The organism is Siminovitchia sp. FSL W7-1587, assembly GCF_037963795.1.
GTDB lineage: Bacteria > Bacillota > Bacilli > Bacillales > Bacillaceae_C > Siminovitchia > Siminovitchia thermophila.
Genome location: NZ_CP150169.1, coordinates 3436365 through 3449316 on the forward strand (window position 1 = coordinate 3436365; position 12952 = coordinate 3449316).

7 protein-coding genes, 1 tRNA gene and 2 rRNA genes are annotated in these 12952 nt (G+C 44.7%); 5 read left to right on the forward strand and 5 right to left on the reverse strand.

Annotated elements, in window-relative coordinates:
- The first annotated feature begins 60 nt into the window (after window positions 1–60).
- On the forward strand, window positions 61–1710 hold the full coding sequence (locus NST31_RS16155) for a DASS family sodium-coupled anion symporter (RefSeq protein WP_339161996.1): 1650 nt from the start codon (window positions 61–63) through the stop codon (window positions 1708–1710).
- 168 nt (window positions 1711–1878) lie between these two features.
- Here NST31_RS16155 and NST31_RS16160 read toward each other — a convergent pair whose 3' ends face one another.
- On the reverse strand, window positions 1879–2253 hold the full coding sequence (locus tag NST31_RS16160) for a carboxymuconolactone decarboxylase family protein (RefSeq protein ID WP_339161998.1): 375 nt from the start codon (window positions 2251–2253) through the stop codon (window positions 1879–1881).
- A 247-nt stretch (window positions 2254–2500) separates the two neighbouring features.
- Between NST31_RS16160 and NST31_RS16165 the strand changes: the two genes are divergently transcribed.
- A complete protein-coding gene (locus NST31_RS16165) occupies window positions 2501–2701 on the forward strand; it encodes a hypothetical protein (RefSeq protein WP_339161999.1) in 201 nt (66 codons plus the stop codon).
- A gap of 944 nt (window positions 2702–3645) precedes the next feature.
- Here the strand turns inward: NST31_RS16165 and NST31_RS16170 are convergent.
- From NST31_RS16170 to NST31_RS16180, 3 genes are all read right to left on the reverse strand, one after another.
- Window positions 3646–4800, reverse strand: a complete 1155-nt coding sequence (locus NST31_RS16170) for an ISL3 family transposase (protein WP_253191846.1) — start codon at window positions 4798–4800, stop codon at window positions 3646–3648.
- 237 nt (window positions 4801–5037) lie between these two features.
- Window positions 5038–5110 (reverse strand) — tRNA-Ala (locus NST31_RS16175).
- A 447-nt stretch (window positions 5111–5557) separates the two neighbouring features.
- On the reverse strand, window positions 5558–6253 hold the full coding sequence (locus NST31_RS16180; RefSeq protein ID WP_077113002.1) for an MgtC/SapB family protein: 696 nt from the start codon (window positions 6251–6253) through the stop codon (window positions 5558–5560).
- 94 nt (window positions 6254–6347) lie between these two features.
- Here NST31_RS16180 and NST31_RS16185 point away from each other — a divergent pair, with 94 nt between their 5' ends.
- A complete protein-coding gene (locus NST31_RS16185) occupies window positions 6348–7238 on the forward strand; it encodes a DMT family transporter (RefSeq protein ID WP_205180359.1) in 891 nt (296 codons plus the stop codon).
- A 3-nt stretch (window positions 7239–7241) separates the two neighbouring features.
- Here the strand turns inward: NST31_RS16185 and NST31_RS16190 are convergent, their stop codons facing one another.
- The gene (locus NST31_RS16190; protein WP_077113000.1) at window positions 7242–7433 is read right to left on the reverse strand and encodes a hypothetical protein; all 192 of its coding nucleotides are present in this window, start codon (window positions 7431–7433) and stop codon (window positions 7242–7244) included.
- A 305-nt stretch (window positions 7434–7738) separates the two neighbouring features.
- On the opposite strand from NST31_RS16190, the gene NST31_RS16195 reads away from it, so the two are divergent.
- Window positions 7739–9289: ribosomal RNA gene (locus NST31_RS16195) — 16S ribosomal RNA — on the forward strand.
- 501 nt (window positions 9290–9790) lie between these two features.
- A 23S ribosomal RNA gene (locus NST31_RS16200) occupies window positions 9791–12721 on the forward strand.
- The 16S and 23S rRNA genes sit together here, the layout of an rRNA operon.
- The last annotated feature ends 231 nt before the right edge of the window (window positions 12722–12952 follow it).

The window sequence follows — 12952 nt, forward strand, 5'->3', positions numbered from 1 at the left end:
CATTAAAAGTATCTTGTAAGCGCTTTTTTACATCGGTAGAAAAAGGAGAGACTCATAACAATGGAAAGAACATATATACACTCTACATGGGATTTTCTATGGAAAACACATCGTCAAACGAAAAAATGGTTAATGATGGCCATACCGAACAAAGTGTTAAAACAGACACTTACATCAAAAGATGAGAAGACTAGTGAAAAAGAAAAAGGGACAGGCCCCGGACCTTACAGTACTGTCCAAAAAACAGGGCTGATTCTTGGCCCGCTTTTATTTGCATTGACCATGCTTTTCTTTTCTCCGGAAGGACTAAGTGCGGACGGAAGGGCTGTTTTAGCTGTTACTTTATGGGTAGCTACCTGGTGGGTCACAGAAGCGATTCCCATTCCTGCCGCATCGCTTTTGCCCATTATTTTGCTTCCTTTAACAGGAGCAGCGGAGGGTGGAGATGTAACCGCTGCCTATGGAGATCCGATTGTCTTCCTGTTTTTAGGTGGATTTTTCATTGCTACTGCCATGGAAAAGTGGAATTTGCATAAAAGAATAGCATTGTCGATTATTTCTTTAATTGGAACAAATATGTCCAAGATTACACTTGGATTTATGATGGCTACCGGGTTTTTATCAATGTGGGTATCCAATACGGCAGCTGTCATGATGATGATCCCCATTGGAACTGCTATTATTTATCAAGTTTCCCAGGCAGTGAAAACAAGCAAGGACGCTTCTGCCGATGACTATAGAAATTTTGAGAAATCCATTATATTAGCCATTGGCTATGCTGGAACGATCGGCGGACTTGGGACGCTTATCGGGACACCTCCCAATATTATTTTGGCAGCAACCGTTAATAAACTGTTTGACGTGCAAATTTCATTTGCCGGCTGGATGGCGTTTGCAACTCCTGTAACCGCAATCTTATTGGTTTCTATTTGGCTTTATATTACTAAAATTGCTTTTCCCGTAAAATTAAAGGAACTTCCTGGTGGAAAACAATTAATTCATGAGGAAAAATTGAAGCTTGGAAAGATTACGTTTGAGGAAAAATTTGTGTTGGCTGTTTTCTTGTTTGCGGCATTTATGTGGATTACGAGAACGTTTCTTTGGGAAAACGTATTAGGAATCAAAACGTTGTCTGATACGATGATTGCTATTATTGCGGCTGTTCTGCTATTTTTAATCCCTACTGTCAATCAAAAAGGAAGACTGCTTGCTTGGGATAGTGCCAAAGACATTCCGTGGGGCATTTTGCTCCTTTTCGGAGGAGGTTTGGCCATTGCCGGCGGATTTATTGAAACTGGACTAGCAGAGTGGATGGGCACCCAGCTTACCGTGATGCAAGGTGTTCACTTTATCTTGATTATTTTACTGTCATCCGCACTTGTTCTGGCTTTGACAGAGTTTACATCGAATACAGCGACAGCAACAATGATTCTCCCTGTTTTGGCATCATTGGCATTGGCGATCAACGTTCATCCTTACGCATTGATGGTTCCAGCGGCAATGGCGGCCAACTGCGCGTTCATGCTTCCTGTTGGGACACCGCCAAACGCCATCATTTTTGCTACAGGAAAAATAAAAATTATTGAAATGATAAGAGCCGGTTTTTGGGTCAACTTGTTTGTCCTCATTTTAATCGTCCTCACCGTATTCTTTGTTCTTCCAATTTTTTGGAATGTAGACTTAACGATTTATCCGCAAAGCTTTAAATAAGAAAAGGCAGGTTGTCCAAACAGGGGGACAACCTGCTTTTTTGTATTGGAATACATGATGGTGAGTCAAGAACTTGGCTCTGCTGTTTGGGGTATCAAGACATAATCAGAATTTCGTTCAACTGAATGTTCGGGCACAAAAGGAAACTTCCGCTTCATGAATTTAGGTTTAATGTGATTGTGGTTTGTTTTTTAATTCTTCAATGGATTGCTGAACAAGTGTTACTGCCTGACTCATTGCCGCGCCCCCGCCAAATGCTGCGGAAACCCCGCCAACCTCCAAAATTTCATCTTCACTGCACCCTTGATCAAGGCAGCCTTTTGTGTGGTAAATGATGCAATACTCATCCTGCGCATAGATGCTGATTCCAAGAGCAATCATCTGCTTCTCTTTTTGCGAAATTTTTCCTTCTGAAAAACACGCCTCTGTAAATGAATTATACGATTCCGCTATCTTTGGCATCTTTTTTGTAAAGATGCCCAGCCCTTCTTTATACTCCCGAATAGCTGCTTCTGTAAACGTCTGTTGATCCAACTGTTCCATCTCCTTTCAAAAAATAGTATTTCAAGTTTCCTGCGATTCATTCAATAAAAACCATGACAGCTTATAGAAGGCAATCAGTAGGACTTTTTTAAAACGGAAGGTGCTTTTATGGAACAGCTTTTAATAGTTTATTGGATGGAGAAATGTTTTATTGTATCAGACTGTCTGTCCAATCAATTTCGATAACCTCCAATATATTATTAATGAGTCGGCCGGCTTAAATAGATATAAAGGAGGTGTAAGCTGTATGTGGTTTGAAGATGATTTTGTTGGCGGCGAAAGAGAAGAACGGAGAAGACGCGTGAAATTAATCTGTAGATGCCGTGAAGTAAGACGTGAGCGTGAGAGGGAAGAGCGTGAGAGAGAAGAACGAGAGAGAGAAGAACGTGAAAGGTTTATTTGCAGATGCAGGAGAATTAGACATGAGCATGAAGATTGCGATTGGTAGGTAACTGATCAATAAAATGAGAAATCCCTAAGTGTAGGCTTAAAGGGATTTCTCTTTAGGTTTATATCATCGGTCTTCTTGGAAAATGCTGATCGTAGGATTGTTGACAAGATGTAAATGAGAAGTAATGCCTTACGTAAAATGAAGGCGAACTATGCTTTTTTCCCTCTTTCCCGATGATAGATTTTTTCATCAGATGTAAAGCTCTATCAGCCAATCCATTATACAAGTTCTATTGGATTACAAATGATCGTAAGCATAAATAAGGAAGGGATCAAATGATGACGCATCCATTGCTACTGCGATGAAAACTGCCTGAAGCAGCAAACTATTGATGAATTCTGCCGATCGAGGGAATTGAAACTGCGTTTGTCAAATAAACTAGCCAGCGAGGTGAGTTTCTCAAGAAAAAAAAATAATTTTCACCAAAAGAACTTATTAATGAAATCCTACATATATGATCTTTTTTAATACGATGACTAAAATAGTTGTCCGCTTATTAATGAATATAAGCAAAATGATATTCAACTTATTGCAGTAAAGAGATTCCGTCAAAAGGAAGTGCTGTAGAACCTTAATTGGAGAATAGAAATATTTAAAATATAAGAACCCTAAAAGGAAGCTGGCTTTGGATGTTCCTAGTAGGCGTTTAAGCCTGTAATAAAGGTATCGTATAAAAAACGAATCATTAGACTTGCAAACGATCGTTGTGGAGCTGCAGCACTGGTGTTGAAATTGGCCAGATAAGATTGTTCGAAGAGGTTGCTTATACATATTCGGGTAGTCATAAAAATGTTGAACGCATATATTTACATAAAATAAGCCCTTCTCGACAAATGAGAAGAGCTTATTTTATTTCACTTTGAAATTAGTCACGCGCATCAACAAACAATAAAAAATGGGTTCTATGTCAAATGTTGGGGTGAAGTGAGATGGAATCTCACCTACCCAACATGACTTCCAATTTTTTTATACTTATGTAAAAGAAGTATTCTTGCCCTTGCCCTTAGGAAGTTCCTAAATCCAAAGGCGTTCCTCTTCATGACTTTCGTCAGGTTATTAATTCCCTCCAAAAAACCATTTGAGTAATCAAATAAAAAGCTGTTTAGTACCTCTGTCTGCCAGTTCTTGAATGTACGGATAGCCTTCACAAATTCAGGGATGCCCTCTTGTTCTACCTTCCTATAAAAATCCATTAATCCTTGCTTGGTTTCTTGGATCTTAGCCTGTCCATTTTCCTTGGCTTGCTTAAACCAACAGCAGTAGGACTCTTTCAACTCGTAAGCCCTGCGAAGCTCTTCGTCCATCCCAAGGTACCTGTCCAAATACCAGCGATCCTCTTCGGTCAGCTTTGCACTGTCTTTGTAAAACACATAGCGCATCCTTTTACATTTCTTCCGATCATAATCATTCCAATCAGACTGGATTCTTCTTCTGACCCCGTCAAGAGCCCAATAAATATAACGGCAAAAATGAAAACGATCTGCTACAATAACTGGCTTCCCCAACGCCTTTCGGACAGCTGCTTTAAAAGAAGGGCTCATATCCATAATGACCACTTCCACATTGGTTCCATGTTTTTGGAGATAATCCTTGATGGTCTTCTTTTTTCGGTTTGGCAAGATATCAATCGGTTCCTTTGTCTCCCCGTCAGCAATAATCAATTGATATTTTCCTTCCTTTGTATCTCCCTTGTACTCATCGATGGCGATCACCCTGGGCAGTTCTTGAACCTCTGTCATTTCCTTTACGGCCAAACGATCAAACCTGCGCATGACAGTTGATACGGAGACACCAAACTGCTGGGCAGTTTCCTTAAATGTCTTCGCTTGCACGATCCGAACGGATACTGCCTGATTCCACTCGATAGAAAGCCGTTGATATCGATGAACAAAAGGATTGTCCTCCGCAAATCTCTTCCCGCACGAACAGGCATAGCGGCGCTTTTTGTAGAAGAGGTACGTCAACCGTTCAAACCACTTTAAATGTTTGATCTTTTGGATCCGGTAATCATGAATTTTCTTAGTCCTTTCCCCACAGCTGGGACACTTATGTACCTTGACAGCCATTTCTACATGAAGCGCAATACGATCTTCCATTTTCTCCACTTTTGTGATCCATACATCTTCAAGGCCGGGGATTTTTATGGTAAAATTCACTTGCACGCAACTCCAATCTTTTCTTGTTTCTAGGCAATTCAAGTATAAAAGAATTGGATGTTTGCGTGTATATTTTTATGTGCAAATTATGTGGAAACCCCAACATTTAGTATAGAGCCAAAAAATGCGCCACTTCTAAGTGCTTAGAAATGGCGCATTTTCAACGTTTAAAGCATATGGAGCATAGCGGGCTCGAACCGCTGACCTCTACACTGCCAGTGTAGCGCTCTCCCAGCTGAGCTAATGCCCCTAAAATTAGAATACATTTTCCATTATAAGAGCTTTTTAAAAAAGTGCAAGCTTTATTTTTAATTTATTGTCTCAAATTGTTGAACAAAGCTACGAACCCGCGGTTTTTTCAGGTGGAAATCTTTTACCTAAAGCACAATTATTGAAACTTAGTGCTTTTTTTATGTTATAAAAGAGAGGGTGGCGAGATCTGGTTAGCTGATATATTGATTAAGTATTTCAGATAAGGTGGTTTTATCTAACCAATTTTCGTATCTTCCATTTCAACGATTTCTGGAGAAATGAAACAGCCTGAGTTCAAATAATATCGAACGCAAGCTGTTTCGTAATATAGTCTTTTCCGGTGTCCTGTCGGGTGCAAGGAATTCCATTTTTCGAGGTGTTGTAATATGTCGTTGTATATTAAGAGAGATTTCCATAAGTAACGGGATATCATATAGGATACCCGTTAACTGATGATCTCGATTTCTTGAACATCGTCTAAAAGGGAAATTGTATAATAAATATTCGTGACAGGTCTGTTCGTGTTTACTCGCGTTTTTAATTCCATAAGATGAGCGGCGTTTTCTCTTAAATCTTTAATTCGCGTATGCGTAATCAAAATTTTGTCTTCCTGCAATTTTTTCATTACAGTCTCAACACTTTCCCTTTTACTTACTGTAATTTTGATTATCAGGTCTCTTTTATGCAATTTTTTCGGGCCAATCCTCGTTAGCAGGGAAGGGATTAATTCAACACTAATAATGAGGAGAATGACTCCGGCGATAGCTTCCATGTAAAATCCGGCTCCAACTGCAATACCAATTCCCGCTGCCCCCCAGATCAAGGCTGCGGTTGTTAACCCGGAAATATGGTCATTGCCTCTTCTTAAAATAACGCCTGCTCCCAGAAAACCAATACCCGATACTATTTGTGCAGCCAAGCGGAGCGGATCCATTTGTATACGAACATCATCACTCCCGGGAAAAATATAGGCAGCTTCAATTGAAACAATTGTGAGCAGACAACTAATAATGGATATGACAAGACTTGTTTTTAAACCGAGCGGTTTTCTTTTCAGCTCCCTTTCTAAGCCGATGATTAAGCCGAGAGCTGCAGAAATCCCCAATCTTGCCAATAGTTCCCATTCAAAAAAATATTCCATAGGCTTCCCTCCTTGCCGCCTGTTTATTGGAAAAAAGAAATAAAAAAAGTAAAATTTAATTTATTATATTATACTTCTTTAAGGATAAGATAAAATGGAAACACGAAGAAAACTGAATCCGTATATTGTTGTTATGATTGGTGTCCTGACGATTTCAAGTTCCGCGATCCTCGTAAAATTGTCATCCGCTGAGGCGGGAACTATTGCATTTTACCGTATGTTTTTCAGTGTTTGCATCTTGCTTCCCATGTTTTTACGGCGCAGTAAATCAGAGTTGCGGATGATGAAACGGAATGATTGGATATATTCTCTTTTAGCCGGTATATTTCTTGCTTTTCACTTTATCCTTTGGTTTGAGTCGTTAAACTACACATCTGTTGCAAGTTCCACAGTCTTGGTGACATTACAGCCTTTGTTCGCTTTTATAGGGACTTTTTTATTTTTTAAAGAAAAATATTCGATCAAAAGTATAACAAGTGCGGCAGTGGCAATGATAGGCGGCTTTGTGATTAGTTGGGGGGACTTCCGTTTGAGCGGCGCTGCGCTGTTGGGCGATATGCTTGCGCTGAGTGCATGTGCCCTAATTACGGCCTATTTGCTTGTCGGACAATCACTTAGACAAAGGATCTCATTAATTACTTATACCTTTTTAGTGTACTCCATAAGCACCATCGTTTTATTTTTTTATGTCATTATTAGAAACGAACCGCTTTATCCATATCCGATTGAAGATTGGATATATTTCCTGCTTCTGGCTATCTTGCCAAACTTGCTTGGACATTCTTTATTCAACTGGGCCTTAAAATGGGTCAGTACGGCAGTTATTTCTATGGCCGTGCTATTTGAACCTGTCGGAGCAACGATCCTTGCTTATCTTATATTAAGTGAAAAAGTTGCCTGGTTCCAGCTTGCAGGTGGTTCGATCATTATCATAAGCGTACTTTTATTTATTATGAATGTCAGGAGGGAAGGAGGCCGGATTTAAAGACTATATGAATAAATAAGTTAATCCGGAAAAAACAAAAGCCATGATCGACATGACGAGAAAAGTTCCTCCTTCAACTTTTTTATCTACATCTGTATCACTTATGCGCAATGCTTCAACGTAGCAATAACTAAATAGATAGATAGCCATTAAAAAAGAAATGACAAGGGCAGCCTTTGTTAAAATAGTTTTCACCTTCCCAATAGAATAGATATTTGTTATTATATTATGTACAGATTGATAGAAAGATGTCTGAGTGAATAAAATTTCAAAAAAACTATTGCATCATAAAAATATCTATGTTATATTATAATTCGTCCGATTGAACGAGTCGAACACAAAAAAGTTTTTTAAAAAAGCTATTGACTTAAAATCGAGACCGTGTTACTATATAAAAGTCGCCCAAAAGAGCGATACCAAGTTTGATCTTTGAAAACTGAACGAAACGAAACGTCAATCAATAATTGATTAGTCAGCTTTAATTATGAGCTAACCAAACTTTACATGAGAGTTTGATCCTGGCTCAGGACGAACGCTGGCGGCGTGCCTAATACATGCAAGTCGAGCGGACAAAAGAGGAGCTTGCTCCTTTTTAGTCAGCGGCGGACGGGTGAGTAACACGTGGGCAACCTGCCTGTAAGACTGGGATAACTCCGGGAAACCGGGGCTAATACCGGATAATTTCTTTTTCCGCATGGAGAAAGGATAAAAGACGGCTCTGCTGTCACTTACAGATGGGCCCGCGGCGCATTAGCTAGTTGGTGGGGTAACGGCCTACCAAGGCAACGATGCGTAGCCGACCTGAGAGGGTGATCGGCCACACTGGGACTGAGACACGGCCCAGACTCCTACGGGAGGCAGCAGTAGGGAATCTTCCGCAATGGACGCAAGTCTGACGGAGCAACGCCGCGTGAGTGATGAAGGTCTTCGGATCGTAAAACTCTGTTATCAGGGAAGAACCCGCATCGGAGTAACTGCCGGTGCGTTGACGGTACCTGACCAGAAAGCCACGGCTAACTACGTGCCAGCAGCCGCGGTAATACGTAGGTGGCAAGCGTTGTCCGGAATTATTGGGCGTAAAGCGCGCGCAGGCGGCTTCTTAAGTCTGATGTGAAAGCCCACGGCTCAACCGTGGAGGGTCATTGGAAACTGGGAGGCTTGAGTGCAGAAGAGGAGAGCGGAATTCCACGTGTAGCGGTGAAATGCGTAGAGATGTGGAGGAACACCAGTGGCGAAGGCGGCTCTCTGGTCTGTAACTGACGCTGAGGCGCGAAAGCGTGGGTAGCGAACAGGATTAGATACCCTGGTAGTCCACGCCGTAAACGATGAGTGCTAAGTGTTAGGGGGTTTCCGCCCCTTAGTGCTGCAGCAAACGCATTAAGCACTCCGCCTGGGGAGTACGGCCGCAAGGCTGAAACTCAAAGGAATTGACGGGGGCCCGCACAAGCGGTGGAGCATGTGGTTTAATTCGAAGCAACGCGAAGAACCTTACCAGGTCTTGACATCCCGATGCCCGCTTTAGAGATAAAGTTTTCCCTTCGGGGACATCGGTGACAGGTGGTGCATGGTTGTCGTCAGCTCGTGTCGTGAGATGTTGGGTTAAGTCCCGCAACGAGCGCAACCCTTGATCTTAGTTGCCAGCATTAAGTTGGGCACTCTAAGGTGACTGCCGGTGACAAACCGGAGGAAGGTGGGGATGACGTCAAATCATCATGCCCCTTATGACCTGGGCTACACACGTGCTACAATGGATGGTACAAAGGGCCGCGAGACCGCGAGGTGGAGCGAATCCCATAAAACCATTCTCAGTTCGGATTGCAGGCTGCAACTCGCCTGCATGAAGCCGGAATCGCTAGTAATCGCGGATCAGCATGCCGCGGTGAATACGTTCCCGGGCCTTGTACACACCGCCCGTCACACCACGAGAGTTTGTAACACCCGAAGTCGGTGGGGTAACCATTTGGAGCCAGCCGCCGAAGGTGGGACAGATGATTGGGGTGAAGTCGTAACAAGGTAGCCGTATCGGAAGGTGCGGCTGGATCACCTCCTTTCTAAGGATAATTGAAATGTGGAGGCGACTGCTCGGCAGGAGCCGCAACTGAACATTTCCAATAGATACAAATTGACGCTTTCGTTTCGTTTAGTTTTGAGAGGTCAAACCTTTCTCGCTTTATGAGAAACAACTCTCAAAACATGTGCTCTTGCGGCACAATGTGTTCGAGGAACTTCACCTCGTCGCAAAGCTGCATGAAGCATAGGCGCTGATGAATCACATGACGTGATGGAAGTCAGCAGCTTCGTTCTTTGAAAACCGGATAACATGAGAAGAAACAAACCGAGAATCGTTCACCTTATGGATGATCCATTATGGAGCAACCATAAGAAGTGTAAAACCTTTAGGTTTGAGTGTCAGTATCACTCAACCAAGGGCAACGAGAAGCGAGAAGATCAAGGAAGCGACCGAATGAGCGCCAGAGCGCACTACGAGTGCGTGATGATGTGAATGAGGGAGCTGACACAGAGATTCGACGCTAATCGTTGACCGAAAAAAAGATTAAGTTAATAAGGGCGCACGGTGAATGCCTTGGCACTAGGAGCCGATGAAGGACGGGACGAACACCGATATGCTTCGGGGAGCTGTAAGCAAGCTGATCCGGAGATTTCCGAATGGGGAAACCCACTGCCAGTAATGAGGCAGTATCCATTTCTGAATCCATAGGGAATGGAAGGCATACCCGGGGAACTGAAACATCTAAGTACCCGGAGGAAGAGAAAGAAAAATCGATTCCCCCAGTAGCGGCGAGCGAAACGGGAAGAGCCCAAACCGAAAGGCTTGCCTTTCGGGGTTGTAGGACACTCAAAGTGGAGTGACAAAGGAACGGCGTAGACGAAGCGGCCTGGAAAGGCCGGCCAAAGAAGGTAACAGCCCTGTAGTTGAAACGTCGATCCCTCCCGAGTGGATCCTGAGTACGGCGGGACACGAGAAATCCCGTCGGAATCCGGGAGGACCATCTCCCAAGGCTAAATACTCCCTAGTGACCGATAGTGAACCAGTACCGTGAGGGAAAGGTGAAAAGCACCCCGGGAGGGGAGTGAAATAGAACCTGAAACCGTGTGCCTACAAGTAGTCAGAGCACCGCGTGTGTGATGGCGTGCCTTTTGTAGAATGAACCGGCGAGTTGCGATTTCATGCAAGGTTAAGTTGAAAAGACGGAGCCGCAGCGAAAGCGAGTCTGAATAGGGCGCAAGAGTATGAGGTCGCAGACCCGAAACCAGGTGATCTACCCATGTCCAGGGTGAAGGTCAGGTAACACTGACTGGAGGCCCGAACCCACGTATGTTGAAAAATGCGGGGATGAGGTGTGGGTAGGGGTGAAATTCCAATCGAACCTGGAGATAGCTGGTTCTCTCCGAAATAGCTTTAGGGCTAGCCTCAAGGTGAGAGTATTGGAGGTAGAGCACTGTTTGGACGAGGGGCCCTCATCGGGTTACCGACTTCAGACAAACTCCGAATGCCAAATACTTATCCTTGGGAGTCAGACTGCGAGTGATAAGATCCGTAGTCGAGAGGGAAACAACCCAGACCACCAGCTAAGGTCCCCAAGTATACGTTAAGTGGAAAAGGATGTGGAGTTGCTTAGACAACCAGGATGTTGGCTTAGAAGCAGCCACCATTCAAAGAGTGCGTAATAGCTCACTGGTCGAGTGACTCTGCGCCGAAAATGTACCGGGGCTAAACGTATCACCGAAGCTGTGGATTGCAATAGCAATGGTAGGAGAGCGTTCCAAGCGCGGCGAAGTCGTCTTGAAAGAGGCGGTGGAGTGCTTGGAAGTGAGAATGCCGGTATGAGTAGCGAAAGAAGGGTGAGAATCCCTTCCACCGAAAGCCTAAGGTTTCCTGAGGAAGGCTCGTCCGCTCAGGGTAAGTCGGGACCTAAGCCGAGGCCGAAAGGCGTAGGCGATGGATAACAGGTTGAGATTCCTGTACCGCCTCATTGCCGTTTGAGTGATGGAGGGACGCAGGAGGATAAGGCAAGCGCGCAGCTGGAAAAGCGCGTCCAAGCAGTAAGGCCGGTAAGTAGGCAAATCCGCTTACCGTGTAGGCTGAGCTGTGATGGCGAGGGAAAAAAAGTACCGAAGTTCCTGATTCCACACTGCCGAGAAAAGCTTCTAGCGAGGCAATAGGCGCCCGTACCGCAAACCGACACAGGTAGGCGAGGAGAGAATCCTAAGGTGAGCGAGAGAACTCTCGTTAAGGAACTCGGCAAAATGACCCCGTAACTTCGGGAGAAGGGGTGCTTTTTAGGGTGAATAGCCCTGAGAAGCCGCAGTGAATAGGCCCAGGCGACTGTTTAGCAAAAACACAGGTCTCTGCGAAGCCGCAAGGCGAAGTATAGGGGCTGACGCCTGCCCGGTGCTGGAAGGTTAAGAGGAGAGGTCAGCTTAGGCGAAGCTTCGAATTGAAGCCCCAGTAAACGGCGGCCGTAACTATAACGGTCCTAAGGTAGCGAAATTCCTTGTCGGGTAAGTTCCGACCCGCACGAAAGGCGCAACGATCTGGGCACTGTCTCAACGAGAGACTCGGTGAAATTATAGTACCTGTGAAGATGCAGGTTACCCGCGACAGGACGGAAAGACCCCGTGGAGCTTTACTGTAGCTTGATATTGACTGTCTGTGCAGCTTGTACAGGATAGGTAGGAGCCATGGAAACGGGAGCGCCAGCTTCCGTGGAGGCAACGGTGGGATACTACCCTGGCTGTATGGACCGTCTAACCCGCGACCCTGATCGGGTTGGGAGACAGTGTCAGGCAGGCAGTTTGACTGGGGCGGTCGCCTCCTAAAAGGTAACGGAGGCGCCCAAAGGTTCCCTCAGAATGGTTGGAAATCATTCGCAGAGTGTAAAGGCAGAAGGGAGCTTGACTGCGAGACCTACAAGTCGAGCAGGGACGAAAGTCGGGCTTAGTGATCCGGTGGTTCCGCATGGAAGGGCCATCGCTCAACGGATAAAAGCTACCCCGGGGATAACAGGCTTATCTCCCCCAAGAGTTCACATCGACGGGGAGGTTTGGCACCTCGATGTCGGCTCATCGCATCCTGGGGCTGTAGTCGGTCCCAAGGGTTGGGCTGTTCGCCCATTAAAGCGGTACGCGAGCTGGGTTCAGAACGTCGTGAGACAGTTCGGTCCCTATCCGTCGCGGGCGCAGGAAATTTGAGAGGAGCTGTCCTTAGTACGAGAGGACCGGGATGGACGCACCGCTGGTGTACCAGTTGTCTCGCCAGAGGCATAGCTGGGTAGCTATGTGCGGAAGGGATAAGTGCTGAAAGCATCTAAGCATGAAGCCCCCCTCAAGATGAGATTTCCCATTGTCTGGCTTGCCAGGCAACGTAAGATCCCTGAAAGATGATCAGGTAGATAGGTCCGGTGTGGAAGTGTGGCGACACATGGAGCTGACGGATACTAATCGATCGAGGACTTAATCAAATATAAAAAGCGCAGGACGCTCATCCATCGCTGCAGCTCACTGGAGCTTCTGGCGGAAAAGTCAATCGACTTTGCCAGAAGAAGCGAAGTGACGCAAAGCGATAGCGTCCGAAGCTGGATTGAACAAAAACGGTTCTCGGAAATCTTCTCATGTATCCTGGTTTTGAGAGAATGAAAAAAACTCTTGAAAAATACATAAAACGTATTATAATAAGATATGTTGTTAATTTT